This is a genomic window from Pseudomonas sp. Irchel s3a10, from assembly GCF_900187525.1.
In the GTDB taxonomy this organism is placed as follows: domain Bacteria; phylum Pseudomonadota; class Gammaproteobacteria; order Pseudomonadales; family Pseudomonadaceae; genus Aquipseudomonas; species Aquipseudomonas koreensis_G.
Map to the genome: position 1 here is coordinate 207,759 of NZ_FYDR01000007.1, position 23,802 is coordinate 231,560.

Annotated in this window: 23 protein-coding genes; 14 read left to right on the forward strand and 9 right to left on the reverse strand. The window is 59.6% G+C overall.

The window, feature by feature from the left end:
• Nucleotides 1-268: 268 nt before the first annotated feature.
• Complete coding sequence (gene ettA, locus CKW11_RS21280; RefSeq protein WP_041065248.1) at nt 269-1,933, forward strand: energy-dependent translational throttle protein EttA; 1,665 nt, start codon at nt 269-271, stop codon at nt 1,931-1,933.
• A 349-nt stretch (nt 1,934-2,282) separates the two neighbouring features.
• The gene (gdhA, locus tag CKW11_RS21285; protein WP_095139290.1) at nt 2,283-3,620 is read left to right on the forward strand and encodes an NADP-specific glutamate dehydrogenase; all 1,338 of its coding nucleotides are present in this window, start codon (nt 2,283-2,285) and stop codon (nt 3,618-3,620) included.
• Here gdhA and CKW11_RS21290 read toward each other — a convergent pair.
• The 4 genes from CKW11_RS21290 to CKW11_RS21305 all read right to left on the reverse strand — a co-directional run bounded on the left by CKW11_RS21290 (nt 3,617) and on the right by CKW11_RS21305 (nt 7,368).
• The gene (locus CKW11_RS21290; RefSeq protein WP_095139291.1) at nt 3,617-4,111 is read right to left on the reverse strand and encodes a GreA/GreB family elongation factor; all 495 of its coding nucleotides are present in this window, start codon (nt 4,109-4,111) and stop codon (nt 3,617-3,619) included. The genes gdhA and CKW11_RS21290 overlap by 4 nt on opposite strands.
• Before the next feature lie 71 nt (nt 4,112-4,182).
• On the reverse strand, nt 4,183-4,539 hold the full coding sequence (locus CKW11_RS21295; RefSeq protein WP_095139292.1) for a hypothetical protein: 357 nt from the start codon (nt 4,537-4,539) through the stop codon (nt 4,183-4,185).
• 218 nt (nt 4,540-4,757) lie between these two features.
• Entirely contained in the window at nt 4,758-6,611 is a 1,854-nt protein-coding gene (locus CKW11_RS21300; protein WP_095139293.1) for a DUF4105 domain-containing protein, read from the reverse strand.
• 268 nt (nt 6,612-6,879) lie between these two features.
• Entirely contained in the window at nt 6,880-7,368 is a 489-nt protein-coding gene (locus tag CKW11_RS21305) for a DUF3015 domain-containing protein (protein WP_007909797.1), read from the reverse strand.
• A 277-nt stretch (nt 7,369-7,645) separates the two neighbouring features.
• Here CKW11_RS21305 and CKW11_RS21310 point away from each other — a divergent pair, with 277 nt between their 5' ends.
• Nucleotides 7,646-10,084: a Lon protease family protein gene (locus tag CKW11_RS21310; protein ID WP_095139294.1), complete on the forward strand. Its 2,439-nt coding sequence runs from the start codon at nt 7,646-7,648 to the stop codon at nt 10,082-10,084.
• Between the two features lie 311 nt (nt 10,085-10,395).
• Nucleotides 10,396-10,725: a hypothetical protein gene (locus tag CKW11_RS21315; RefSeq protein ID WP_095139295.1), complete on the forward strand. Its 330-nt coding sequence runs from the start codon at nt 10,396-10,398 to the stop codon at nt 10,723-10,725.
• 6 nt (nt 10,726-10,731) lie between these two features.
• Here the strand turns inward: CKW11_RS21315 and CKW11_RS21320 are convergent, their stop codons facing one another.
• Entirely contained in the window at nt 10,732-12,564 is a 1,833-nt protein-coding gene (locus CKW11_RS21320; protein WP_095139296.1) for a hypothetical protein, read from the reverse strand.
• Between the two features lie 174 nt (nt 12,565-12,738).
• Between CKW11_RS21320 and CKW11_RS21325 the strand changes: the two genes are divergently transcribed.
• The 3 genes from CKW11_RS21325 to CKW11_RS21335 all read left to right on the forward strand — a co-directional run bounded on the left by CKW11_RS21325 (nt 12,739) and on the right by CKW11_RS21335 (nt 14,408).
• On the forward strand, nt 12,739-13,227 hold the full coding sequence (locus CKW11_RS21325; RefSeq protein ID WP_007950967.1) for a TIGR00645 family protein: 489 nt from the start codon (nt 12,739-12,741) through the stop codon (nt 13,225-13,227).
• A gap of 135 nt (nt 13,228-13,362) precedes the next feature.
• Nucleotides 13,363-13,668, forward strand: a complete 306-nt coding sequence (locus CKW11_RS21330) for a DUF6482 family protein (RefSeq protein ID WP_095139297.1) — start codon at nt 13,363-13,365, stop codon at nt 13,666-13,668.
• Nucleotides 13,669-13,790: 122 nt separating this feature from the next.
• The gene (locus CKW11_RS21335) at nt 13,791-14,408 is read left to right on the forward strand and encodes an FKBP-type peptidyl-prolyl cis-trans isomerase (RefSeq protein ID WP_095139298.1); all 618 of its coding nucleotides are present in this window, start codon (nt 13,791-13,793) and stop codon (nt 14,406-14,408) included.
• Between the two features lie 136 nt (nt 14,409-14,544).
• On the opposite strand, the gene CKW11_RS21340 is transcribed toward CKW11_RS21335, so the two are convergent.
• From CKW11_RS21340 to CKW11_RS21350, 3 genes are all read right to left on the reverse strand, one after another.
• Entirely contained in the window at nt 14,545-14,802 is a 258-nt protein-coding gene (locus tag CKW11_RS21340) for a hypothetical protein (protein WP_003228365.1), read from the reverse strand.
• Between the two features lie 207 nt (nt 14,803-15,009).
• Entirely contained in the window at nt 15,010-15,351 is a 342-nt protein-coding gene (locus tag CKW11_RS21345) for a zinc ribbon domain-containing protein YjdM (protein WP_025108781.1), read from the reverse strand.
• A gap of 180 nt (nt 15,352-15,531) precedes the next feature.
• Entirely contained in the window at nt 15,532-16,500 is a 969-nt protein-coding gene (locus CKW11_RS21350; RefSeq protein WP_003228362.1) for a polyprenyl synthetase family protein, read from the reverse strand.
• 241 nt (nt 16,501-16,741) lie between these two features.
• Here CKW11_RS21350 and rplU point away from each other — a divergent pair, with 241 nt between their 5' ends.
• The 5 genes from rplU (at nt 16,742) to CKW11_RS21375 (ending at nt 20,486) form a co-directional block, all read left to right on the forward strand.
• Complete coding sequence (rplU, locus tag CKW11_RS21355) at nt 16,742-17,053, forward strand: 50S ribosomal protein L21 (RefSeq protein ID WP_003228361.1); 312 nt, start codon at nt 16,742-16,744, stop codon at nt 17,051-17,053.
• Between the two features lie 35 nt (nt 17,054-17,088).
• Complete coding sequence (rpmA, locus tag CKW11_RS21360; protein ID WP_003228360.1) at nt 17,089-17,346, forward strand: 50S ribosomal protein L27; 258 nt, start codon at nt 17,089-17,091, stop codon at nt 17,344-17,346.
• Nucleotides 17,347-17,540: 194 nt separating this feature from the next.
• On the forward strand, nt 17,541-18,764 hold the full coding sequence (gene cgtA, locus CKW11_RS21365) for an Obg family GTPase CgtA (protein ID WP_003228358.1): 1,224 nt from the start codon (nt 17,541-17,543) through the stop codon (nt 18,762-18,764).
• A gap of 123 nt (nt 18,765-18,887) precedes the next feature.
• Nucleotides 18,888-20,006, forward strand: a complete 1,119-nt coding sequence (proB, locus tag CKW11_RS21370; protein ID WP_064589259.1) for a glutamate 5-kinase — start codon at nt 18,888-18,890, stop codon at nt 20,004-20,006.
• A 12-nt stretch (nt 20,007-20,018) separates the two neighbouring features.
• Nucleotides 20,019-20,486: a CreA family protein gene (locus CKW11_RS21375; protein WP_003228353.1), complete on the forward strand. Its 468-nt coding sequence runs from the start codon at nt 20,019-20,021 to the stop codon at nt 20,484-20,486.
• A gap of 180 nt (nt 20,487-20,666) precedes the next feature.
• Here the strand turns inward: CKW11_RS21375 and rpsT are convergent, their stop codons facing one another.
• Nucleotides 20,667-20,939 carry a 30S ribosomal protein S20 gene (gene rpsT, locus CKW11_RS21380; RefSeq protein WP_003228351.1) on the reverse strand — a complete coding sequence of 91 codons (273 nt, stop codon included), beginning with the start codon at nt 20,937-20,939 and terminating at the stop codon, nt 20,667-20,669.
• Nucleotides 20,940-21,191: 252 nt separating this feature from the next.
• Between rpsT and murJ the strand changes: the two genes are divergently transcribed.
• Both murJ and ribF read left to right on the forward strand, forming a co-directional pair.
• The gene (gene murJ / locus CKW11_RS21390; protein ID WP_095139299.1) at nt 21,192-22,730 is read left to right on the forward strand and encodes a murein biosynthesis integral membrane protein MurJ; all 1,539 of its coding nucleotides are present in this window, start codon (nt 21,192-21,194) and stop codon (nt 22,728-22,730) included.
• Nucleotides 22,731-22,859: 129 nt separating this feature from the next.
• Entirely contained in the window at nt 22,860-23,798 is a 939-nt protein-coding gene (gene ribF / locus CKW11_RS21395; RefSeq protein WP_003228347.1) for a bifunctional riboflavin kinase/FAD synthetase, read from the forward strand.
• The last annotated feature ends 4 nt before the right edge of the window (nt 23,799-23,802 follow it).

Sequence of the window (23,802 nt, forward strand, 5' to 3'; positions counted from 1 at the left end):
GGCTGGACTGGCGCGACGTGCACTATAAGCCGGACGCCCGAAGGGCGGCTAGCATGCCTTGAGTTGTGGCGAAGTGCCAGCCCCACTCGGCTGGACTGCCTTCCGTCATTAAGGTAGCTTTGCCGGTTACGCGGGAGCGTTCCAGCTCCTAGACTCAGACTTTTTCAGCGCGCACGCATTGATGACCATCAAGTGAACGACGCGCATCGGTCTGGCCGGGCATCGCCTGCGCTCCAATCATTCATCTGTCACTGACCCAAGGTTCTCCATGGCTCAATACGTCTTCACCATGCATCGGCTGGGCAAAGTTGTTCCGCCGAAGCGGGAAATCCTGAAAAACATTTCGCTGTCTTTCTTCCCCGGCGCCAAGATCGGCGTGCTCGGCCTCAACGGTTCGGGTAAATCCACGTTGCTGAAAATCATGGCCGGCGTCGACACCGAGTTCGAGGGCGAAGCCCGTCCGATGCCGGACCTGAACATCGGTTATCTGCCGCAAGAGCCACAACTTGATCCGACCAAGACCGTGCGTGAAGTGGTCGAGGAAGCCGTCAGCGTGATCAAGGATGCGCAAGCGCGCCTGGACGAGGTTTACGCCGCTTACGCCGACCCGGATGCCGACTTTGACAAGCTGGCTGCCGAACAGGCCAAGCTCGAAGCGATCCTGCAGGCCAGCGATGGTCACAACCTGGAGCGTCAACTGGAAGTCGCTGCCGACGCCCTGCGTCTGCCGGCGTGGGACGCCAAGGTCGAACACTTGTCCGGTGGTGAAAAACGTCGTGTGGCCCTGTGCCGTCTGCTGCTGTCCGCTCCGGACATGCTGCTGCTCGACGAACCGACCAACCACTTGGACGCTGATTCGGTGGCGTGGCTGGAGCACTTCCTGCACGACTTCCCGGGCACTGTGGTCGCGATCACGCACGACCGTTACTTCCTGGATAACGTTGCTGGCTGGATTCTGGAACTCGACCGCGGCGCGGGCATTCCTTACGAGGGCAACTACTCGGGTTGGCTCGAAGCCAAGTCCGATCGTCTGGCGCAGGAATCCAAGCAGCAGTCGGCTCACGAAAAAGCCATGAAGGAAGAACTGGAGTGGGTGCGCAAAGGCGCGAAAGCCCGCCAGTCGAAATCCAAGGCACGTCTGCAACGCTTCGAAGAAATGCAGTCGCAGGAATTCCAGAAGCGTTCGGAAACCAACGAGATCTACATCCCGGCCGGTCCGCGTCTGGGCGACAAGGTCATCGAGTTCAAGAACGTCACCAAGGGCTACGGCGATCGCGTGCTGATCGACAACCTGTCGTTCTCCATGCCGAAGGGCGCCATTGTTGGCGTGATCGGTGGTAACGGTGCCGGTAAATCGACCCTGTTCCGCATGCTCATGGGCAAGGAAACTCCGGATTCGGGCAGCATCGAAATCGGCGAAACCGTGCAACTGGCCTGCGTTGACCAGAGCCGCGAAGACCTCGATGGCAGCAAAACGGTGTTCCAGCAGATCTCCGACGGTTCCGACCAGATCCGCATCGGCAACTACGAGATTCCGTCGCGTACTTACGTCGGGCGCTTCAACTTCAAGGGCGGCGACCAGCAGAAGTTCGTCAAGGACCTGTCCGGTGGTGAGCGTGGTCGCTTGCACCTGGCCCTGACCCTGAAAGAGGGCGGCAACGTCCTGCTGCTCGACGAACCGTCCAACGACCTCGACGTTGAAACTCTGCGTTCCCTGGAAGAAGCCCTGCTGGACTTCCCGGGCGCCGCCATTGTGATCTCTCACGATCGCTGGTTCCTGGATCGCGTCGCGACCCACATCCTGGCGTACGAAGACGACTCGCAAGCGGTGTTCTTCGAAGGCAACTACACCGAGTACGAAGCCGACCGCAAAAAGCGCCTCGGCGAAGCGGCTGCCCAGCCACACCGGGTACGCCACAAAAAACTGGCCTGATTCGGGTTGGTTGCATGAAAAAGCGGAGCCTTCGGGCTCCGTTTTTTTTGCCTGGGTTTTTCAGATGCAACCGAGTCGAACCCTTCGCGAGCAAGCTCGCTCCCACAGGGGAGCGCATTTCAAGTGTGGGAGCGAGCTTGCTCGCGAAGGCGGTATAACTGTTGGTGCATCACTTCAATTTGACCTCCCCATTCCGGTGCAGAATCAGCTCAAAAAACCGCCTGATTTATATCCTGTGCACCATTTAATTTCATAACTGCGACATTTTGCGCTGTTCCTGTGCGCAATTCGTTTGCTACAGTCCGGCTCAATCGCTTCCAACGACAATAAATTTGCCGAGACTTTTCCCATGATCGAATCCGTCGAATCCTTCCTCGCCCGCCTGAAAAAACGCGACCCGGATCAGCCCGAATTCCACCAGGCCGTCGAAGAAGTCCTGCGCAGTCTGTGGCCGTTTCTCGAAGCCAATCCGCGTTACCTGACCTCGGGCATTCTGGAGCGCATCTGCGAGCCGGAACGGGCGGTGGTGTTTCGCGTGTCGTGGGTCGACGATCAGGGCAAGGTTCAGGTCAATCGCGGTTTCCGCATCCAGATGAACAGCGCGATCGGCCCGTACAAGGGCGGCTTGCGCTTCCATCCTTCGGTGAACCTGGGCGTGCTGAAGTTTCTCGCCTTCGAGCAGACCTTCAAGAACTCCCTGACTTCGTTGCCCATGGGCGGCGGCAAGGGCGGTTCGGACTTCGATCCGAAGGGCAAGAGCGACGCCGAAGTCATGCGTTTCTGCCAGGCGTTCATGAGCGAGCTGTACCGCCACATCGGCGCCGACGTTGACGTGCCGGCCGGTGACATCGGTGTCGGGGCACGGGAGATCGGTTTCCTGTTCGGCCAGTACAAACGCCTGAGCAACCAGTTCACCAGCGTGTTGACCGGCAAGGGCATGACCTACGGCGGCAGCCTGATTCGTCCGGAAGCCACTGGTTTCGGTTGCGTGTACTTCGCCGAGGAGATGCTCAAGCGCCGCGGGCAGACCGTCGAAGGCAAACGTGTGGCGATTTCCGGTTCTGGCAACGTCGCGCAGTACGCGGCGCGCAAGGTCATGGACCTGGGCGGCAAGGTGATTTCGCTGTCCGACTCTGAAGGCACGTTGTACTGCGAATCGGGCCTGAGCGAAGAACAGTGGCAGGCACTGCTGGAACTGAAAAACGTCAAACGCGGACGCATCAACGAACTGGCCACCGCGTTCGGTCTGGAGTTCCGCGCCGGTCAGTTGCCGTGGTCGCTGCCGTGCGACATCGCGCTGCCCTGCGCCACGCAGAACGAACTCGACGCCGACGCGGCGCAATGGCTGCTGCGCAATGGCTGCGTGTGCGTGGCCGAAGGCGCGAACATGCCGACCACGCTGGCGGCTGTGGATATCTTCATCGAGGCCGGCATTCTGTTCGCGCCGGGCAAGGCGTCGAACGCCGGCGGGGTCGCGGTCAGTGGGCTGGAGATGTCGCAGAACGCCATGCGCCTGCTGTGGACGGCGGGTGAGGTGGACAGCAAGCTGCACGCGATCATGCAGTCGATCCACCACGCCTGCGTGCATTACGGCGAAGAGAACGGGCGGATCAACTACGTCAAAGGCGCGAACATCGCCGGCTTCGTCAAAGTCGCCGATGCGATGCTCGCGCAGGGTGTGGTTTAAGCCGGTTCGATGCGAATCACTTCAATCATCTGATCGCCGGCGGGGCGTTGCCACAGGACTTCGTCATTGAGCCGGGCGCCGAGCAGCGCCCGGCCCAGCGGCGAAGCCCAGTTGATCAGGCCCTGACTGGCGTCGGCCTGATCTTCGCCGACCAGTTGCACCCGACTCTCGGTGTCGTCTTCGTCGGCGAACGTTACCCAACTGCCAATCTGCACCTTGTCGGTAGAAGTCGCGGGGGCAGCGACCTGCGCGCTGGCGAGGCGTTGGTTGAAGTAACGCAGATCCCGTTGCAGATCGGCCAGACGTTGCTTGTCGGCCTGTTCGCCCTTGACCGATTGCTCGGCGTGCAGGGCTTGCAGTTCGGCGACTTTGGCCTGTAACTGCGCCAATCCCTGCGGTGTAACGTAATTGGGCTGCGCGCTGACCTGCCGTTCGACGGGCTGATCGGCTTGCGCGGCGGCGTTGTCCTCGTTGACGAAAGCGCGGCTCATGCTGTCCTCCTCTGCATAGAGTTTGGGCCATGGTCGCCGGCATTTGGTTTCATTGGATGTCTGGAAGCGACCTATTGCGCGCGATAAGCCCGCCCGGCGTCCTGATCTTTTTGCTGCTGCCAGGCGCGCTCGCGCTCGTCCCAGTGCTCGTTGCGATACTCCTCGCGTTCCTTGTTTTCCAGCATCGCCTGGCACTGGCGGAAGCCGTCGGTCCAGCCTTCGGCGTATTGCTTGTCTTTGAGATAGCGCGGCACGTTCTTGCGAAACTCGCCGCTGATCGAACCGGCGGCTTGCCGGCCACTGACACAGCCATCGTCAAAGCCGTCGGCGAAGGCTGGCGGATAACCTTTGGCGATCAAGTCTTCATGGGTGGTCTGGCAACCCCCGATCAACAGCAAAACACCGATCAGCCCCGCACACCGCCACATCGCACTCTCCCACGCCGATTCTCGGCTGATAGGGAAAGTCTAGAAGCGGATTCGTCGGGCGTTGGTGAAAGACATGTGAGTAATTCGTTGAACACTGGAGATCCCTGTGGGAGTGGGCTTGCTCGCGAAAGCGGTGGATCAGCCGAGATTTGAATCGCCTGACACGACGCTTTCGCGAGCAAGCCCGCTCCCACAGGGGTTATTGATTGGGCTTCAGGTCAGTAGTGATACCACTTCACTTCAAGCATGACCTCGGTTTCCGGAGTGGCGAGGTGGCTGAACTCACGCTGTGCCGTCAGGCGCAAACCGAGGTTGCGCGACAGCTCCCATTGCTGATTCAGGCTCAAGCTACGGCGCACTTCACCATTGAAGAAGTAATCGCCCTTGGCTTCCAGGCTGAGATTGCCCAGCGGGTTTTTCCACAACACACCGGTATTGAAACCGCCGGCCGGGGAGACGAATTCGGCGAAGTCATTGTTGTGTTCAACGCGCACGGTGCCGAGAGCAAAACCCAATACGTCATCACCTAGCGCCCAGGTGCCGCCGCCGCCACCGTTGACGTGGCTGACCAGCGTCTCGTCATCATGCTTGCCCGGCACCCGCTCAAGGCCGCCGGTGACTTGCCACGACAGTGGCTGCAGCAGCTCATTGCGCGGGGTCAGCGAGCGGATGGTCGCCAGGTCCAGTTGCTGGAATTGCCACTGGTTGCCTTCGTACTGACGCAACTTCATCTGCAGGATTTCGATCTGCGCGCCGAGCGGGAAGCTTTCGGCGTTGTCGTTGAGATCGTGATAGGCCATGCGCAATCCGTACTCGCCGAATGCACGATCGCCCCGCGTGCCGATGCCGGCCTGCCAGGTGCGTGATTCATGGCCGTCTTCCGGCAGGCCCGGTTGCGGGATCTGCAGCTCCGGTGCCGGATTCTTGTTGATCGCCCGCAGCAGTTCAAAGCTGCGCTGCGCTCGTTGCGCATCACGTTCCTGACCGTTGGCGCGGTAGCGTTCCAGACGATACGCCGCATCGACGATCAGCGCCTGACGATCCCGGGGCAGGGTCTTGAAGGTCGGCTCCTGCAACACCTGTTGATCGGCGCTGACCTTCAGCACCCATTGCTGTTCATCGCTGTTCAACGGTTCGGCGCGGCTGAGCAATTCACGCTCGCGGGACGGACGATATTCGATGCTTTCCACCAGCCCGGCCTCTTTCACCGCTTTGACCGTATCGGTAGGGATAGCGGTCAGCGGGAATTGCTCGGTCAGGCGCAGGCTCGGACGTGCCACTTGCAGCAGTTCGAGCAGGCGATAGGAGCAGTTTTCATCGAAGAAGAAATAGTCGAACTGGATCTGCTTCAGCTCCCACACATGCTCGACCATGCGCGCGGTTTCTGCTTGAGTCAGGTTCAGCCGGTACTCCCACAGGTCGCGGTTTTCCAGGCTGCGGTACTCGGAAAGTTTCTCCTGATACGGCACCAGCGCGAATAGCCCCGGGTAGCCGCCCATCAAGCCTTTCCAGGCGTAGAGGATGCTGTTGTCGGAGCCTTCGATGTAGGCGCCGAAGTTGATTGCGTAGCTGAGCAGCGAGGTCTTGTCGGCCTGCACGTCAGCCTGGTCGATGCGCAGCAGGGTGTGGCCGAACATCGACGACGGGCTGTTGAGGTAGGCCGCCGGGAAGATCATCACTGCGCTGTGCGGCGAGACGTCCTTGAACCACTTCTTGTACTCGGCGCATGCAGGTGTCGGCAGATCGCTGAGATTGAGCTGTGCTTTCAGCCAACGGGTGCGGGCCGGATAAACACATTGCGCATGTTGCTCGCCGAGACTGGTCGGGGCGTACAGCGCCTGTACCGTGGCGGCCAGTTCATTGTCGGGGTGTTCGTTGCCATCGGGCGCAAGAAAGAATTTCTTGTCGCTGACATAACTGCGCCAGCCGCCGAGCTTGGCGGTTTCGTAGTGACCGAGGGAAATCCAGAAGCGGTCGTTGGCCAGTTGCTGCAAACGTTGAGGGTCGATGTGAGGCGCGGCGGACAGCGGGGCGCAGACACACAGCGCCAGCCAGGCAAGGCGTTTGAGCATAAATGGCAACTTAAGTCGAAAGAAAAACAAAGACCCCGGGCGTTAATACAGACAAGTCAAACAGCACCGAACCTGTGGCGAGGGAGCTTGCTCCCGCTGGGGCGCGCAGCGGCCCCGTTTAAAAGAACCGGGAGCGCTGCGCACTCCAGCGGGAGCAAGCTCCCTCGCCACAGGGTTCAGCGCATGTCACAACTGACCTGCATCGCTCAAAAAGGGCGGGCCATAAAAAACAAAACCCGCTTCCCGAAAGAAGCGGGTGGGGTCGAGCTTAAGCCTGAGTTGCGTACTTGGCCAGACGTGGGTCCGACTTCAGCACGGCCAGGGTGTTGGTATGCACGTCCTCTGCGGTCACGTCAGCCTTGCTGAAGATCTGCTGGAAGTGCTCGTGAGTGACAGCAGCGAAGTGCGCACGGTCTTCCGGCGCCACGCCCAGTACCACGGCATAGGTCGTCAGCGCTTCGCCGTTGCCCTTGGCCATGTCTTCGGACAGCTCGTTCATCATGCCATTCATGGCGAACCAGGATTTACCGCCGTAGGTCAGCGACGCGTTGGTCGAGCAACCGTTGGTGCCGGAAGTCATACCGAACGTAGCGTTACCGGAGGTGCCGTTAGTGGTGGATGCCAGGAAGTGTGCCGGGGTGCCACGCTGACCTTCGAACAGCATGTTGCCCCAACCGCAATCCGGGCCACCCGGGGCTTGCGCCATGGCGTTGATGGATACAGCGGTGAAGAGAGTACCGAGAAGAATCCGTTTCATAGCTTTGTTCTCTTTATGTGCATACCAATGGACAGGGTTCTGACACCTGACGGTGCCAGTGGGCCAGTATTAGTTCCAGCCGCGCAGTTTGGAGTTTAGGCACGTTCCTGGGGTTCCGTGAGTTTTTACAAAAGATTTGGCGATAACCCCGATTTGCCGGGGGACGGGGCAGGGTCACCCGGTTGTCTATGCTTTGTCGTGTGGCGCGCCTTGCCAGTGGGGCACGGGCAGCGCCAGAATGCCGCTATCTGCCCCGCCTGATTGTTAAGGAAGCCCGATGCCTGATCCTGTTGCTGCCAGCCTGCGTATAGCGCCCGAAGCGCTGACTCGTCCGTTTTCCGCTGAACAGTTCAGCTTCACTACCACCAATGATCTGGAGCCCTTTCGCGGTGTGCTTGGCCAGGAACGTGCGGTCGAAGCCTTGCAGTTCGGTGTGGCAATGCCACGCCCCGGTTACAACGTCTTCGTCATGGGCGAGCCCGGCACCGGTCGCTTCTCGTTCGTCAAACGCTACCTGAAGGCTGAAGGCAAGCGTCTGCAGACCCCGGCGGACTGGGTCTACGTGAACAATTTCGATGAGCCGCGCGAGCCCCGCGCGCTGGAATTGCCTTCTGGCACGGCGGCCTCGTTCATCGGTGACATCAACGGCCTGATCGATAACCTGCTGGCAACCTTTCCGGCCGTGTTCGAACACCCGTCCTACCAGCAGAAGAAAAGCGCCATCGACCGCGCTTTCAACCAGCGCTACGACAAGGCCCTCGATATCATCGAGCGGCTGGCGCTGGAGAAGGACGTCGCCCTGTACCGCGACAGCAGCAATATCGCTTTCACGCCGATGCTTGAAGGCAAGGCGCTGGATGAAGCGGAATTCGCCCAATTGCCGGAAGCCGAGCGCGAACGGTTTCACGAAGACATCTCCGGCCTCGAAGAGCGTCTGAACGAAGAACTCGCCAGTCTGCCGCAGTGGAAGCGCGAGTCGAACAATCAACTGCGTCAGCTCAACGAAGAAACCATCACCCTGGCCTTGCAGCCACTGCTCTCGCCGTTGTCCGAGAAGTACGCGGAGAACGCTGCGGTCTGCGGTTACCTGCAAGCGATGCAGGTGTACTTGCTGAAAACCGTGGTCGAGCAACTGGTCGACGACAGCAAGACCGACGCCGTGGCGCGCAAGCTGCTGGAAGAGCAATACGCGCCGAGCCTGGTGGTCGGTCATCCGGCCAGCGGCGGGGCGCCGGTAGTATTCGAGCCGCACCCGACTTACGAAAACCTGTTCGGGCGCATCGAGTACACCACCGATCAGGGCGCGCTCTACACCACTTATCGGCAGTTGCGCCCAGGTGCCTTGCATCGGGCCAATGGCGGTTTTCTGATTCTTGAAGCGGAAAAAATGCTCAGCGAGCCGTTCGTGTGGGACGCGCTGAAGCGCGCCCTGCAATCGCGCAAGCTGAAAATGGAGTCGCCGCTGGGCGAGATGGGCCGTTTCGCCACCGTGACCCTCAACCCGCAACATATTCCGCTGCAGGTCAAAGTCATCATCATCGGTGCGCGACAGTTGTACTACACGCTGCAGGACCTGGATCCGGACTTCCAGGAGATGTTCCGCGTGCTGGTCGACTTCGACGAAGACATCCCGATGGTCGACGAAAGCCTGGAGCAATTTGCCCAGTTGCTGAAAACCCGCACTTCGGAAGAAGGCATGGCACCGCTGACCGCCGATGCGGTGGCGCGTCTGGCGACCTACAGCGCGCGGCTGGCCGAGCATCAGGGACGTTTGTCGGCGCGGATCGGCGATCTGTTCCAACTGGTCAGCGAGGCGGACTTCATTCGTCATCTGGCCGGTGATGAAATGACTGATGCCGGGCATATCGAGCGCGCATTGAAAGCCAAGGCCACTCGCACCGGTCGGGTTTCGGCGCGGATTCTCGACGACATGCTCGCCGGGATCATCCTGATCGACACCGACGGCGCCGCGGTCGGCAAGTGCAACGGGCTGACCGTGCTCGAGGTCGGTGATTCGGCGTTCGGTGTGCCGGCGCGGATTTCCGCCACGGTGTATCCGGGCGGCAGCGGCATCGTCGACATCGAGCGTGAGGTCAACCTCGGCCAGCCAATCCACTCCAAGGGCGTGATGATTCTCACCGGGTATCTGGGCAGCCGTTACGCTCAGGAATTTCCGCTGGCGATTTCCGCGAGCATCGCGCTGGAGCAATCCTACGGTTACGTTGATGGCGACAGTGCGTCGCTGGGCGAGGCTTGCACGCTGATTTCGGCGCTGTCGAAAACCCCGCTGAAGCAGTGCTTTGCGATCACCGGCTCGATCAACCAGTTCGGCGAAGTGCAGGCGGTCGGCGGGGTCAACGAGAAGATCGAAGGCTTCTTCCGTCTCTGCGAAGCACGCGGGCTGACCGGTGAGCAGGGCGCGATCATTCCGCAGGCCAACGTCGCCACGCTGATGCTCGACGAGAAGGTGCTGGCGGCGGTGCGCGCCGGGCAGTTCCACGTGTACGCGGTGCGGCAGGCTGACGAAGCGCTGAGCCTGCTGGTCGGCGAGCCGGCCGGTGAGCCGGATGCTGACGGTCAGTTCCCCGAGGGCAGCGTCAACGCGCGCGTGGTCGAGCGTCTGCGGGTGATTGCCGAGATGATCAGCGAAGACGATCTGAAAGAGGCCGAGAAGGAGTTGGCGCAGGAGGCGTTGGTAGAAGCCAAACCTGCGTAAGCCTCAACGCGGTCAAACTGTAGGAGTGAGCCTGCTCGCGATAGCGGAGTGTCAGTCAACGAATGATTGCTCTGACATACCGCTATCGCGAGCAGGCTCACTCCTACATTTGTTTTTTGGTGTAACTCAGGGAAAAGTGCCACTACTCTGGCGTCAGAATTCACACAATGACCATTCGGCGCCTTCTGGTTCTATCCGGCTTGCGTGGCGGACTTTTCTTCTATTCTCAGCTCAAGGACATCGACAGTATCACTGGATCGAAACAGCCTTCGCGTGAAGGCTGAATACAGGCTTTACCGAGGGTCGCCGCCATGTCGCGCAACCTCTGCCTCACCCGTCAGTGCCTGGGTCTTGTGACCCGCATCGAATGCGCCGTCAAACCGCTGGCCGGCGATAACGGCATGTGGACCTTGCTCTTCGCCGCCGGCATGGCCGGTGAACAACCTTCCGCCATCAAGGCCCAAGGCCCGTTTCACGGGCCGGTCGCCGCCGAGTCTATTCTCGACACCATTGTTGAAAGCCTGACGATGCACGGTTACGAGCTGGCCGACGATCCACAGATATGGAGCCTGCACCTGCAGGCACAGCTGCGCCAGATCAACGGCGGACGCGGGCGTACGGTTGGCTTGTTCGACCACTAGGCGCAATCACGGCGCAGTGTCGGGCACCTGCGCCTTGTCGAGCTTGACCTCAAAGCCGTATTGCACGGTATTGAGTTCGGTTCGCTGATAGGTCTCCACCTGCGTTGGACGGCCATAGAAGTAATGCACGCCGAATAGCGCCGGGCCTTCTGCACTCGCGTCATGACTGACTGAGAGAATCTGTTTCAGGTAGTTGCCGCTGTCGTCCTTGACGAAGAACCGCCAGGCGTTGGCCGGAAACCGTTTCAGATCCACCACCAGCATGTTGTTCTTGATCTCCAGGCCTTTGGGCAGCGACTTGGCGTCGTAGGTTTGCTTGTCGATGGTCGCGAGAAACAGCGGCATCGAGCCCACGGCAATCGCCGGGGTTTCCGGGAACAGGTTCAAATCGTACGTGATGGTCGCTTGCAGCGGATCGACCTGATAGGCCTCGGGTGGCAGTTCGATCGGCTCATCGAGTTTACCGCTGCGTTTCTCGGTGAAGAACGTCACCGGGCTTTCTCCCGGGTTGAAGTCATCACCGAGCAGCTCATCGTTGAAAGTTCGCCGGTGGGAGAACTCGATGCGTGCGGCGCTGGGCTCTTCCACGGACTGATGGATGCGAATGCCGGCCTTCAGCTCCTCCTCGGTCAGGCTCGCGCCTTTGAGCCAGTTTGGCGCCAGATCGTCATACACCACCACCGCCGGGTCCAGCGGCTGGATGGTTTTGTCTGTGGTGTGCTGACTGAAGGTACGCACCGGCAGATCCAGCGCCTTGCGGGTTACGGTTGCCGATGAGAAATCCAGTACGCTGACTTCCAGGGTGTCGATTGGGCCGTTGAAGTAGACCTTGTTGTAGCGGCGTGGATGTTGCTGTTCGAAGGCGTGCTGTTCGTCCTCCAGTTGTTTTTCCAGCGCCTCGCTCCAGGTTTTCTGCTGTTGCAGATGCGCCAGTTGTTTCTCGTAGAACGTCACTTGTGCCGGGCTCTCATTGATCGAACCTGCGCGCACCAGATAGTGCCCGGTGGTGTCGCGGGCCTGAACGATCAACGGATTGAGCTGCGCGCCTTCGACCTCGGGGGCCAGTGGCAGGCTGTTGCTGAACTCGACTTCGGCGTAGTTCTTTTCCAGCTTCAGCAGAGTGACGCTGAGGTTGTCATCGGTGCGGGTCTGGCCGACGTCCTTCTGGCTCAGGTTGAAGCTGAACAAGCGGCGCGGGGTAATGACTTCGACTTTGCCCTGCAGGCTCACCGGTTGCGGCTGAGTCTTCTTGTCCACGTTCAGGCCTTCGATGAACGGGTAGGTCACGGTCAGGTCATCGGGGTTGGTGACATTGGAGCTGGACGGGCTCAACTGAATGCCGGGATCGGTTTCCGACCACTCCGGCTGATAGGCGATCACGCGCTTGTTGCTCAGGGTCACTGACTGCCATTCCACGCCATGCGGGAACAGAAAACCGCCGGGAATGTTCAGGTTGAACGGGAACACCGGTTGCAGGTCCGTGAGGTAGTCGGAGCTGGCGTCCTTGTGCAGCACGAACAGGCCGTTGATGAAAGTGTCGACCAGCGCCTGCGGCGAAGGGTAGTGCTTGAGGATGCCGAGGGCGTCTTCACCGTAGACGGTTTTCAGCGGGGTGCTGTCGAGCTTGAGCTGCGCGCGTTCAAGCAGTAGCAACGAACCACCGAGTTCGGTCACGGCGTCCTTGAGTTTCGGGTCGGTGATGGCGTCCAGTGAAGTTTCGAAGGTTGCCGTCTTTGCTTCGAGGCTGACCGAGGGTTTTTTCTCTTCGCCGGGCGAGCAGCCGACCAGCAGCAGAGCGAGGCAAATTCCGGTAGTCGTCAACGGCAATCGCACATGCATTTCCAGTCGTCCTGTCCACTTTCGCTAGGCGGTCAATGGTTTGGACAGTAGCAGAAATAAAATCACCTACACACGCAGGTTGCGGTGATTGGAGGTGCGAGCCGGGCTGTTTCTGGCTGTCACGGGCGGCTGGTATACTCGCCACCGATTTCAATCCTTATTGTGTGAGAGTCAATGGAACGCTTTATCGAAAATGCAATGTACGCCACGCGCTGGCTGCTGGCGCCGATCTATATCGGGCTGTCCCTCGGGCTGCTGGCGCTGGCATTGAAATTCTTCCAGGAAGTGTTTCATGTCATTCCCAACGTGTTCTCCATGGCCGAGTCCGAGCTGATTCTGGTGCTGCTGTCGCTGATCGACATGGCGCTGGTGGGCGGCCTGCTGGTGATGGTGATGATTTCCGGCTACGAGAACTTCGTGTCCGAGCTGAACATCGACGAAGGCAAAGAGAAGCTCAGCTGGCTGGGCACCATGGACTCCTCGTCGCTGAAAATGAAAGTGGCGGCGTCGATCGTGGCGATTTCCTCGATCCACCTGCTGCGGATCTTCATGGATGCCAAGAACGTCGATCCCGAGCACCTGATGTGGTACGTGATCATCCACATGACCTTCGTGATTTCGGCGTTCGCGATGGGTTACCTGGACAAGCTCACCAAGCACTGATCATTGATTGATCGCTGCAAAAACACCGCCCGTCTGTTGCGAAACAGACGGGCGGTGTCGTTTGTGGCTTGTGCTTTGGTGCGCGCGGGCATATCCCTGTAGAGGTCCTGGCTCGCCACTGCACGAGGTGTGTTCATGAACCTGCAAGAGTTGAATGCGTTTGCCATCGCCAGAAAGGTCGATGAGCTGAACCTGATCTCCATGGAGGGCGGGATTTATCTGCTTGAGGCCCGGATGCACGGGGCGGCGTATCCGTTGAGTGATTTCAAGGGCGAGATGCTGCAGCTGCGCTCGGTGGAGCATGCCCGGGATTTGCTGCATAACTTTCCGGTGCTGCCGTTCAACCTTGTGCACACCTCGGTGCACGACGAGATGTGCGGCCTGGGCGGCAGCGTCGATGAAAGCCTGAAAGTGCCGCTGGCCTGGCGTTCGGCCCAGTAGGCGTTGCGCCCCATCGCTGGGCATCTGTGCTAGTCTGCTCGCCCTTTTAGGTTCCGGGCGCGCCGGGACGCGCTGTGCACGCACGGCAAGTCTGATGGCCGTCCGCACAGCGGAGCAGTGTCATGTCCGAAGTAAATCTGTCCACCGACGAAACCCGCGTCAGCTACGGTATCGGCCGTCAGCTGGGTGACCAGCTGCGCGACAACCCGCCACCGGGTGTCAGCCTGGACGCCATCCTGGCCGGTCTGACCGACGCATTCGCCGGCAAGCCAAGCCGTGTCGATCAGGAAGCCATGTCCGCCAGCTTCAAGGTTATCCGCGAGATCATGCAGACCGAAGCCGCCGCCAAAGCTGAAGCGGCTGCCGGTGAAGGCCGTGCTTTCCTGGCTGAAAACGCCAAGAAAGATGGCATCACCACCCTGGCTTCCGGCCTGCAATTCGAAGTGCTGACCCAGGGCAAAGGCGCCAAGCCATCCCGTGAAGACACTGTGCGTACTCACTACCACGGCACGCTGATCGACGGCACTGTGTTCGACAGCTCCTACGAGCGTGGCCAGCCAGCAGAATTCCCGGTGGGCGGCGTAATCGCCGGCTGGACCGAAGCCCTGCAACTGATGAACGCCGGCAGCAAGTGGCGCCTGTACGTGCCGAGCGAACTGGCTTACGGCGCTCAAGGCGTTGGCAGCATTCCGCCGCACAGCGTTCTGGTATTCGACGTCGAGCTGCTGGACGTTCTGTAATTCCAGGCCTGCCCTAGTGGCAGGTCAATAATGTGGGAGCGGGCTTGCTCGCGAAGGCGTCCTTTCAGGCAATCATTCGTTGCCTGACACAGCGCTTTCGCCAGCAGGCTGGCTCCCACAGTTTTTACCGCGCTACTCATATTTCGATCTTGTGATGCAGCTCATTGGTCGGGCGCAAGGCCCGGGCATAGCAGAACAGGAATAGATTGCGCACCAGTTCCTTGAGCACCAGCGGTTCGCTGGAATTCAGGCTGCTGACGTCCAGATCACCCTGATCCTGCAGCTCATGCAGGGCTTCTTCTTCCAGTACTGCACAGACTTCGCCGGTTTCCCGATGCAGGATCCTGAGGTACGGGTGTGGGCGATCCAGCCAGGCATCGATCAAATAAGTCATGGGTCTCATCTCCTTGAAAGGTTTCAATGAGAATAATTCTTATTCGTCAAATAGCAAGTGTCTATTGGCGGAATGCGATTTTTTCCGGGTAAAGATTGCGTAAGGTCAAAACGACTGGCGTCTGGCTATTACGCGAGAATGCGCGAGGGGAAAGCGGGGAGGGCGTAGCACCATCCCGCGTCGGGCGCGGGATGGCTGACAGCAGGATCAGACCTTTCTGACGAACTCGGACTTGAGTTTCATCGGGCCGATGCCGTCGATCTTGCAGTCGATGTCGTGGTCGCCGTCGCACAGACGGATATTCTTGACCTTGGTGCCGACCTTGACCACCAGCGAGGTGCCCTTGACCTTCAAGTCCTTGATCACGGTGATGGTGTCGCCGTCCTGCAGCACGTTGCCGACCGAGTCTTTCTTCACGGCATCATCGGATGCCACTTCAGCTTCGCCGCTGGCCGACCACTCGTGGGCGCACTCAGGGCAGATCAGTTGGGCACCGTCTTCGTAGGTGTATTCGGAATTGCATTTCGGGCAGGGTGGCAACGTGCTCACTAAGGCTCCTTGATAGGGGATCGCTAAAAGTCGCACATTGTATAGGGTTTTACGCGCAGGAGGGCATAGCGCAGAAACAACTGTGGGAGCGGGCTTGCTCGCGAATGCGGTGTGTCATTAAACATTAATGTTGAATGACAGGTTGCTTTCGCGAGCAAGCCCGCTCCCACAGAAGGCAGATCAGTGCGTGCGGGCGACCGCAAACTCGCTCAGTTCCACCAGTGCATCGCGGTATTCGCTGGCCGGCAGCGCGTCGAGGCACTTGATCGCACGGGCCACATAGTCGCGGGCCAGTTGTGCGGTGTATTCCAGCGAACCCGAAGCTTCCACGGCGATGCGGATGCTTTCGAGGTCTTCGATCCCGCCTTTCTGGATCGCCTGGCGCACCAGCGCAGCTTGCTCCGGCGTGCCTTCGCGCATGGTGTAGATCAGCGGCAGGGTTGGCTTGCCTTCGGCCAGATCGTCACCGACGTTCTTGCCCAGGGTCTCGGCGTCGCCCTTGTAGTCCAGCAGGTCGTCGACCAGCTGGAACGCCACGCCCAGGTGATCACCGAAGGTGCGCAGGGCTTCGCTCTGCTCGGCGGTGGCACCGGCCAGTGCGGCGGCGCTGTGGGTCGAGGCTTCGAAGAGCATCGCGGTCTTGCCGCGGATGACTTCCATGTAGGTTTCTTCGGTGGTGCTGGCGTCACGTACCTTGGACAGCTGCAACACTTCGCCTTCGGCGATGATGCGCGTGGCCTGGGACAGAATCTTCATTACCGGCATCGAACCCAGCTCGACCATCATTTCGAACGAGCGCGAGTACAGGAAATCACCGACCAGCACGCTCGGGGCGTTGCCCCACATGGCGTTGGCGGTCGAGCGGCCACGGCGCATGCCGGACATGTCGACTACGTCGTCATGCAGCAGGGTCGCGGTGTGCAGGAATTCGATGGTGGCGGCCAGCAGGCGCATGTCGTCGCCTTCGCGACCCAGGGCCTTGCCGCACAGCAGCACCAATAAAGGACGCAGGCGTTTGCCGCCGGCCGAGGTGATGTAATCGCCGATTTTCGATACCAGCGGCACTCGGGAAGTCAGCTGCTTCTTGATGATGCCGTCGACGGCGTTAAAATCGTCCGCCACCGCGCGGTAGAAAGCTTGGGGTTGCATCAGCGACAGTTGCTCCAGAAGGGTTGCGCGGCATGCTAGGACCCCCACCGGGGCCTGTCAAGGCGCGATGGACGGCCTCTTGCGTGACTCTCGCGGCTTGCGTACAATCGCGCACCCTGAACTTCCTGGGCAGCACCTGCCTTACGCAATTGCACTTGGGCCGTTCCAGCCCCATGCAGCCATGCCAGCCAATACCTCTTCTTATAAAGAGCTGGGTGAGCAGGATTATCGGAGAAATACCATGTACGCAGTAATCGTTACCGGCGGTAAGCAATACAAGGTCGCTGAAGGTGAATACCTGAAGATCGAAAAACTGGAAGTCGCTACTGGCGAATCCGTGACTTTTGACCGCGTTCTGCTGGTCGCCAATGGCGACGACGTGAACATCGGCGCACCTGTTGTTGCTGGCGCAACCGTCAAGGCTGAAGTGATCTCCCAAGGTCGTCACGATAAAGTCCGCATCATCAAGTTCCGTCGCCGTAAGCACCACATGAAGCGTATGGGCCACCGCCAGTGGTTCACCGAGATCAAAATCACCGGTATTCAGGCTTAATTACAGCCTAATTCCTCACTAGGAGAATTGAACTCATGGCACACAAAAAAGCTGGTGGTAGTACCCGTAACGGTCGCGACTCAGAAGCCAAACGCCTTGGCGTGAAGATGTATGGCGGCCAGGTCATCAAGGCCGGCAACATCATCGTGCGTCAGCGCGGCACCCAATTCCACGCTGGCTACGGCGTTGGCATGGGTAAGGATCACACCCTCTTCGCGAAAATCGAAGGCGTGATCAAGTTTGAAGTAAAAGGCGCCTTCGGTCGTCGTTACGTGAGCGTTGTCGCGGCTTAATCGCGAGATCGCTGGAAGAGCCCTGTCTTGCGACGGGGCTTTTTCGTTTGTGGGGTGAGTCTCTTGCAAAACTGTTTGTATGGGCTGTCGGCGTGCGATGCAGGTCGTGTTTTGGGGTCGCTGCGCTCATTTTTGCAAGAGTCTTATGTCTTGATTGTTTTTCGGCTCGTCCGTATGGCGAGAGGCGTTGAGTTATGAAGTTTGTAGACGAAGTATCGATCCGCGTAAAAGCTGGCGACGGCGGCAATGGCTGCATGAGTTTCCGTCGGGAAAAATTCATTGAAAACGGCGGCCCGAACGGCGGTGACGGCGGTGACGGCGGTTCCATCTATATGATGGCCGACGAAAACCTCAACACCCTGGTCGACTATCGTTACACCCGGCACTTCGATGCCGAGCGTGGCTCCAACGGCGGCAGCACCGATTGCACCGGCAAGAAGGGTGAAGACCTGATCCTGCGCGTGCCGGTCGGTACCACTGTGATCGACTCGGCCACCCAGGAAGTGATTGGCGACCTGACCAAGGCCGGCCAGAAACTGATGGTGGTGCAGGGCGGCTGGCACGGTCTGGGCAACACCCGTTTCAAATCCAGTACCAACCGTGCGCCGCGCCAGACCACTCCGGGTAAACCGGGTGAACAGCGTGACCTGAAACTTGAAATGAAAGTGCTGGCTGACGTTGGTCTGCTGGGCTTGCCGAACGCCGGTAAAAGTACCTTTATCCGTTCGGTATCGGCCGCCAAGCCGAAAGTTGCCGACTACCCGTTCACCACGCTGGTGCCGAACCTGGGTGTGGTCAGCGTCGACCGCTGGAAAAGCTTCGTCATCGCCGACATTCCGGGGCTGATAGAAGGCGCTTCCGACGGTGCCGGCCTGGGCATTCGCTTCCTCAAGCACCTGGCGCGTACGCGTCTGTTGCTGCACCTCGTCGACATGGCGCCGCTGGATGACACCAGCGCTCCGGACGCGGCTGAAGTGATCGTCAATGAGCTGGTCAAATTCAGTCCGTCGCTGGCCGAGCGTGATCGCTGGCTGGTGCTGAACAAGTGCGACCAGATCCTTGAAGAAGAGCACGAAGAGCGCGTCAAGGAAATCGTTGATCGCTTGCAGTGGGAAGGTCCGGTTTACGTGATCTCGGCCATCGCCAAAGAAGGCACCGAGCGCCTGACCCGCGACATCATGCGTTATCTGGAAGATCGTGCCGATCGCCTGGCTAACGACCCTGCGTACAAGGAAGAGCTGGCCGATCTCGATCAGCGCATCGAAGACGAAGCCCGTGCCCAGTTGCAGGCGCTGGATGACAAGCGTGCCCTGCGTCGCAGCGGCGTGAAGTCGGTCCACGACATCGGCGACGATGACTGGGACGAAGAAGATGTGGATGATGAAGACGGTCCGGAAATCATTTACGTGCGCGACTGATTCGTTGCAGTAAACTTAAGCGCCGCTCAATCGAGCGGCGTTTTAGTATCTGGAAATCGCAAGTCACAAATAACGTCATGGGCGGCGCTGGGTCGCGCTGTCCTCAAGCTAAGGTTGAAGATGATGCGGAGCAAAGTGACAGGTGCGCAGCGTTGGGTCGTGAAGATCGGCAGCGCTTTGCTGACGGCGGACGGCAAGGGGCTGGATCGCAAGGCAATGGGTGTCTGGGTCGAGCAGATGGTCGCCCTGCATGAGGCGGGGGTCGAGCTGGTGCTGGTTTCCTCCGGTGCCGTGGCTGCCGGCATGAGTCGCCTGGGCTGGACCGCACGACCCAGTGCGATGCACGAGCTCCAGGCTGCCGCGGCAATCGGTCAGATGGGCTTGGTGCAGGCCTGGGAGTCGAGCTTTGCCGAGCATGGCCGGCATACCGCGCAGATTCTCCTGACTCACGATGACCTGTCCGACCGCAAGCGCTACCTCAACGCCCGTAGCACTCTGCGTGCACTGGTGGAGCTGAAAGTCATCCCGGTGATCAACGAAAACGACACCGTGGTCACCGACGAAATCCGTTTCGGCGACAACGACACGCTGGCGGCGCTGGTGGCCAACCTGGTCGAGGCCGATCTGCTGGTGATCCTCACCGATCGCGATGGCATGTTCGACGCCGATCCGCGCAACAATCCGGATGCGCAACTGATTTACGAAGCGCGCGCCGACGATCCGACCCTGGATGCGGTGGCGGGCGGTACCGGTGGCGCGCTGGGGCGTGGCGGCATGCAGACCAAGCTGCGTGCGGCGCGTCTGGCGGCGCGTTCCGGGGCGCATACGATCATCGTCGGTGGGCGTCTGGAGCGAGTGCTCGATCGCCTGAAGGCTGGCGAGCGCATCGGTACGCTGCTGTCGCCTGAGCGCGGCATGCTCGCGGCGCGCAAGCAGTGGCTGGCCGGGCATCTGCAGACTCGCGGCACACTGGTGCTGGACGAGGGGGCGGTGTCGGCATTGTCGCAAGGTAACAAGAGCCTGCTGCCGGTCGGCGTGAAATTGGTCCAAGGCAGTTTCCGCCGTGGCGAAATGGTGGTTTGCGTGGCGCCGGACGGTCGTGAGATTGCCCGTGGCCTGGCCAACTACAGTGCGCTTGAGGCGCAAAAAATCATTGGTCAGTCGTCAGATGCAATTGTCGGCGTGCTGGGCTACATGGCTGAGCCGGAACTGGTTCATCGTGACAATCTGATTCTGGTCTAAGGGAAAATACGCATGCGCATGGCAAAAGGATTGTTGGGTCTGCTGATGGCGCTGCCATTGCTGGCCTCGGCCGAGGAAATCGGTCAGGTGTCGACGGTATTCAAGTTCGTCGGCCCGAATGACCGGATCGTGGTCGAGGCTTTCGATGATCCGAAGGTCGACGGCGTGACCTGCTATCTGTCTCGCGCCAAGACGGGCGGGGTGAAGGGTGGCCTGGGTCTGGCCGAGGATCGCGCCGAGGCGTCGATTGCCTGTCGTCAGGTCGGTCCGATCAAGTTCAAGGGCGAACTGAAGGATGGCGACGAGGTGTTCAAGGAGCGCACGTCGCTGGTGTTCAAGACCATGCAGGTGGTGCGTTTCCTCGACAAGAAGCGCAATACCTTGGTGTACCTGGTTTATAGCGATCGCGTAATTGAGGGTAGTCCGCAGAATGCGGTGACCGCGATCCCGATCGTGCCGTGGGTTCCGGTCCAGCAATAACACCGCAGAAACAACTGTAGGAGTGAGCCTGCTCGCGATGGCGTTGTATCAGTCAATATATGCATCGACTGATACAGCGCCATCGCGAGCAGGCTCACTCCTGCATTTTTTGTGCTGGATTTACTAAATCGCAGGCAATAAAAAACCGACCCTAAGGTCGGTTTTTAATGACTACGTCGATTAAGCAGCTTCTTTCAGTGCTTTGACGTGGCCATTCAGACGGCTCTTATGACGAGCAGCCTTGTTCTTGTGGATGATGCCTTTATCGGCCATACGGTCGATAACTGGCACAGCCAGAACGTATGCAGCTTGAGCTTTTTCAGCGTCTTTTGCGTCGATGGCCTTAACTACATTCTTGATGTAGGTACGAACCATGGAACGCAGGCTGGCGTTGTGGCTGCGACGCTTCTCAGCCTGTTTTGCACGTTTTTTGGCGGAAGGTGAGTTGGCCACCGTCGAGCTCCTCGAAAGACTTTTTAGGAAATAGCAAACAAAATAGGCCGCGAATCATGCCGATGAAGAGAAGTCTTGTCAAGGGCGCTTGAAACGTTCCGCTAAGTGGTAGGTGTAAAGAGGCGGGATATTTATTTCCGGCGCTTGACCTGTAAACTCGCGAGCTTTGGCTCTGTGCTGTTGCGGCGCAGAGTATCGCACAAGTAGGCGCATTGTTCGCCTGCTGTTTATCGACAGGCACACATTCCCTCAATGAATCTGCTCAAATCGTTGGCCGCCGTCAGCTCTATCACCATGCTTTCCCGGATTCTCGGGTTCGTCCGTGACACGCTCATCGCTCGCACGTTCGGCGCCGGAATGGCCACGGACGCCTTCTTCATTGCCTTCAAATTGCCCAACCTGCTGCGGCGAATCTTCGCCGAGGGCGCGTTCTCGCAGGCCTTCGTGCCGATTCTGGCGGAGTACAAAAGTCAGCAGGGTGAAGAGGCGACCCGTACCTTTATTGCTTATGTCTCGGGCCTGCTGACGCTGGTGCTGGCACTGGTCACCGCGCTGGGCATGATCGCTGCGCCATGGGTGATCTGGGCCACAGCGCCGGGGTTTGCCGATACGCCGGAAAAATTCCAGCTCACTTCCGATCTGTTGCGGGTGACGTTCCCTTATATATTGCTGATCTCCCTTTCCTCGCTGGCCGGGGCGATCCTCAATACCTGGAACCGATTTTCGGTGCCAGCCTTCGTGCCGACCCTGCTCAACGTCAGCATGATCGTGTTCTCGCTGTTCCTCACGCCGTACTTCGATCCACCGGTGATGGCCCTCGGCTGGGCGGTGCTGGTGGGTGGTCTGGCGCAGTTGCTCTACCAACTGCCGCACCTGAAAAAGATCGGCATGCTGGTGCTGCCGCGCCTGAATCTGCGCGATAGCGGCGTGTGGCGGGTGATGAAGCAAATGTTGCCGGCGATCCTCGGCGTTTCGGTCAGCCAGATTTCGCTGATCATCAACACTATTTTTGCCTCGTTTCTGGTCGCCGGCTCGGTGTCGTGGATGTATTACGCCGACCGATTGATGGAATTGCCGTCCGGCGTGCTCGGTGTAGCGCTGGGCACCATTTTGCTGCCGACGCTGGCCAAGACTTATGCGAGCAAGGATCGCCACGAATACTCGCGGATCCTCGACTGGGGCCTGCGCCTGTGTTTCATATTGGTGCTGCCGTGTGCATTGGCACTGGGGATTCTCGCCGAGCCACTGACTGTTTCGTTGTTTCAGTACGGTCAGTTCAGCGCGTTTGATGCGTCCATGACCCAGCGCGCACTGATTGCTTATTCTGTCGGTCTGCTGGGGATTATCGTGATCAAGGTGCTGGCGCCGGGCTTTTATGCGCAGCAGAACATCCGCACTCCGGTGAAAATCGCAATTTTCACACTGGTGTGCACGCAGCTGTTCAACCTGATGCTGATCGGCCCGCTGGCTCATGCCGGCCTGGCGCTGGCGATCAGTGCTGGTGCCTGTCTGAATGCCGGTCTGTTGTTCTATCAACTGCGCAAGCAAAAGATGTATCAGCCGCAACCAGGGTGGTACACGTTTGGCTTCAAGCTGGTGGTGGCGGTGGCGGTGATGTCGGCGGTATTGCTGCTGGGCATGCATTTCATGCCGGCCTGGGATCAGGGGCACATGCTGGAGCGCTTCCTGCGTCTGGGGGCGCTGGTGGTTGCTGGTGTGGTGGCGTATTTCGGTATGTTGCTGCTGCTCGGTTTCCGCCTGCGCGACTTCAATCGCAAGGCGTTGAGCTGAGGTTTCAGCCTTTATAACCGGGCACGGGCCGGCAGTTTTGTCGGCTCGATCACTTTGCGTTACGGTGTTGCCTGTCGTCGACCGTCGGGTGTGGTTATAATCGACCACTTTATGAGCAAGAAGCGCGTTATGCAGCTGGTTCGAGGCCTCCACAACTTGCGCCCCCAGCATCGGGGCTGCGTCGCCACTATTGGCAACTTTGACGGTGTTCACCGTGGTCACCAGGCTATCCTGGCCCGACTGCGTGAGCGTGCGCTTGAGTTGGGCGTACCCAGCTGCGTGGTGATTTTCGAGCCGCAGCCACGGGAATTCTTTGCCCCGGAGACCGCGCCGGCGCGCTTGGCTCGCTTGCGCGACAAGCTGCAGCTGCTGGCCGCCGAAGGCGTTGACCGGGTGTTGTGCCTGGCATTCAACCAGCGCCTGAGCAAGCTCAGCGCCAGTGAGTTCGTCGATACCATTTTGGTGGACGGCCTCGGCGTGCAGCATCTGGAAGTCGGCGACGATTTCCGCTTTGGCTGCGATCGCCTCGGCGATTTCGATTTTCTGCTGCAGGCCGGCCAGGTTCACGGTTTTACCGTGGAAGCCGCACAAACCGTCGAGCTGGACGGCATTCGCGTCAGCAGCACCCAGGTGCGCAACGCGTTGGCCGCCGCCGATTTTGCCTTGGCCGAACGCTTGCTCGGCCGCCCGTACCGGATCGCCGGTCGCGTGCTGCACGGCCAGAAACTGGCCCGGCAACTGGGTACGCCCACTGCCAACATTCAACTCAAGCGTCGTCGCGTACCGTTCACCGGGGTTTACCTGGTAGATGTGGACATCGACGGCAAGACCTGGCCCGGCGTCGCCAATATTGGCGTGCGGCCTACGGTTCAAGGTGACGGCAAAGCCCACCTTGAAGTTCATCTATTGGATTTTGCCGGCGATCTGTATGACCGGCGTCTGACGGTGGTTTTCCACCAAAAGCTGCGTGAAGAGCAGCGTTTCGCCTCCCTGGAGGCACTGAAAACGGCGATCAACGCGGATGTCGCCGCCGCCCGTGCACTAGCCGCACCTAGCGCCCATCGCTAATGAA

What these genes read in the sequence shown, in the direction of transcription:
- rplU (WP_003228361.1), top strand. Translation starts at nt 16,742, where the DNA reads ATGTACGCAGTAATCGTTACCGGCGGTAAGCAATACAAGGTCGCTGAA.
- CKW11_RS21320 (WP_095139296.1), bottom strand. Translation starts at nt 12,564, where the DNA reads ATGCATGTGCGATTGCCGTTGACGACTACCGGAATTTGCCTCGCTCTG.
- CKW11_RS21330 (WP_095139297.1), top strand. Translation starts at nt 13,363, where the DNA reads ATGAACCTGCAAGAGTTGAATGCGTTTGCCATCGCCAGAAAGGTCGAT.
- murJ (WP_095139299.1), top strand. Translation starts at nt 21,192, where the DNA reads ATGAATCTGCTCAAATCGTTGGCCGCCGTCAGCTCTATCACCATGCTT.
- CKW11_RS21375 (WP_003228353.1), top strand. Translation starts at nt 20,019, where the DNA reads ATGCGCATGGCAAAAGGATTGTTGGGTCTGCTGATGGCGCTGCCATTG.
- CKW11_RS21350 (WP_003228362.1), bottom strand. Translation starts at nt 16,500, where the DNA reads ATGCAACCCCAAGCTTTCTACCGCGCGGTGGCGGACGATTTTAACGCC.
- gdhA (WP_095139290.1), top strand. Translation starts at nt 2,283, where the DNA reads ATGATCGAATCCGTCGAATCCTTCCTCGCCCGCCTGAAAAAACGCGAC.
- CKW11_RS21290 (WP_095139291.1), bottom strand. Translation starts at nt 4,111, where the DNA reads ATGAGCCGCGCTTTCGTCAACGAGGACAACGCCGCCGCGCAAGCCGAT.
- CKW11_RS21305 (WP_007909797.1), bottom strand. Translation starts at nt 7,368, where the DNA reads ATGAAACGGATTCTTCTCGGTACTCTCTTCACCGCTGTATCCATCAAC.
- CKW11_RS21300 (WP_095139293.1), bottom strand. Translation starts at nt 6,611, where the DNA reads ATGCTCAAACGCCTTGCCTGGCTGGCGCTGTGTGTCTGCGCCCCGCTG.
- proB (WP_064589259.1), top strand. Translation starts at nt 18,888, where the DNA reads ATGCGGAGCAAAGTGACAGGTGCGCAGCGTTGGGTCGTGAAGATCGGC.
- cgtA (WP_003228358.1), top strand. Translation starts at nt 17,541, where the DNA reads ATGAAGTTTGTAGACGAAGTATCGATCCGCGTAAAAGCTGGCGACGGC.
- ettA (WP_041065248.1), top strand. Translation starts at nt 269, where the DNA reads ATGGCTCAATACGTCTTCACCATGCATCGGCTGGGCAAAGTTGTTCCG.
- CKW11_RS21295 (WP_095139292.1), bottom strand. Translation starts at nt 4,539, where the DNA reads ATGTGGCGGTGTGCGGGGCTGATCGGTGTTTTGCTGTTGATCGGGGGT.
- CKW11_RS21310 (WP_095139294.1), top strand. Translation starts at nt 7,646, where the DNA reads ATGCCTGATCCTGTTGCTGCCAGCCTGCGTATAGCGCCCGAAGCGCTG.
- rpmA (WP_003228360.1), top strand. Translation starts at nt 17,089, where the DNA reads ATGGCACACAAAAAAGCTGGTGGTAGTACCCGTAACGGTCGCGACTCA.
- CKW11_RS21315 (WP_095139295.1), top strand. Translation starts at nt 10,396, where the DNA reads ATGTCGCGCAACCTCTGCCTCACCCGTCAGTGCCTGGGTCTTGTGACC.
- CKW11_RS21340 (WP_003228365.1), bottom strand. Translation starts at nt 14,802, where the DNA reads ATGACTTATTTGATCGATGCCTGGCTGGATCGCCCACACCCGTACCTC.
- CKW11_RS21325 (WP_007950967.1), top strand. Translation starts at nt 12,739, where the DNA reads ATGGAACGCTTTATCGAAAATGCAATGTACGCCACGCGCTGGCTGCTG.
- CKW11_RS21335 (WP_095139298.1), top strand. Translation starts at nt 13,791, where the DNA reads ATGTCCGAAGTAAATCTGTCCACCGACGAAACCCGCGTCAGCTACGGT.
- ribF (WP_003228347.1), top strand. Translation starts at nt 22,860, where the DNA reads ATGCAGCTGGTTCGAGGCCTCCACAACTTGCGCCCCCAGCATCGGGGC.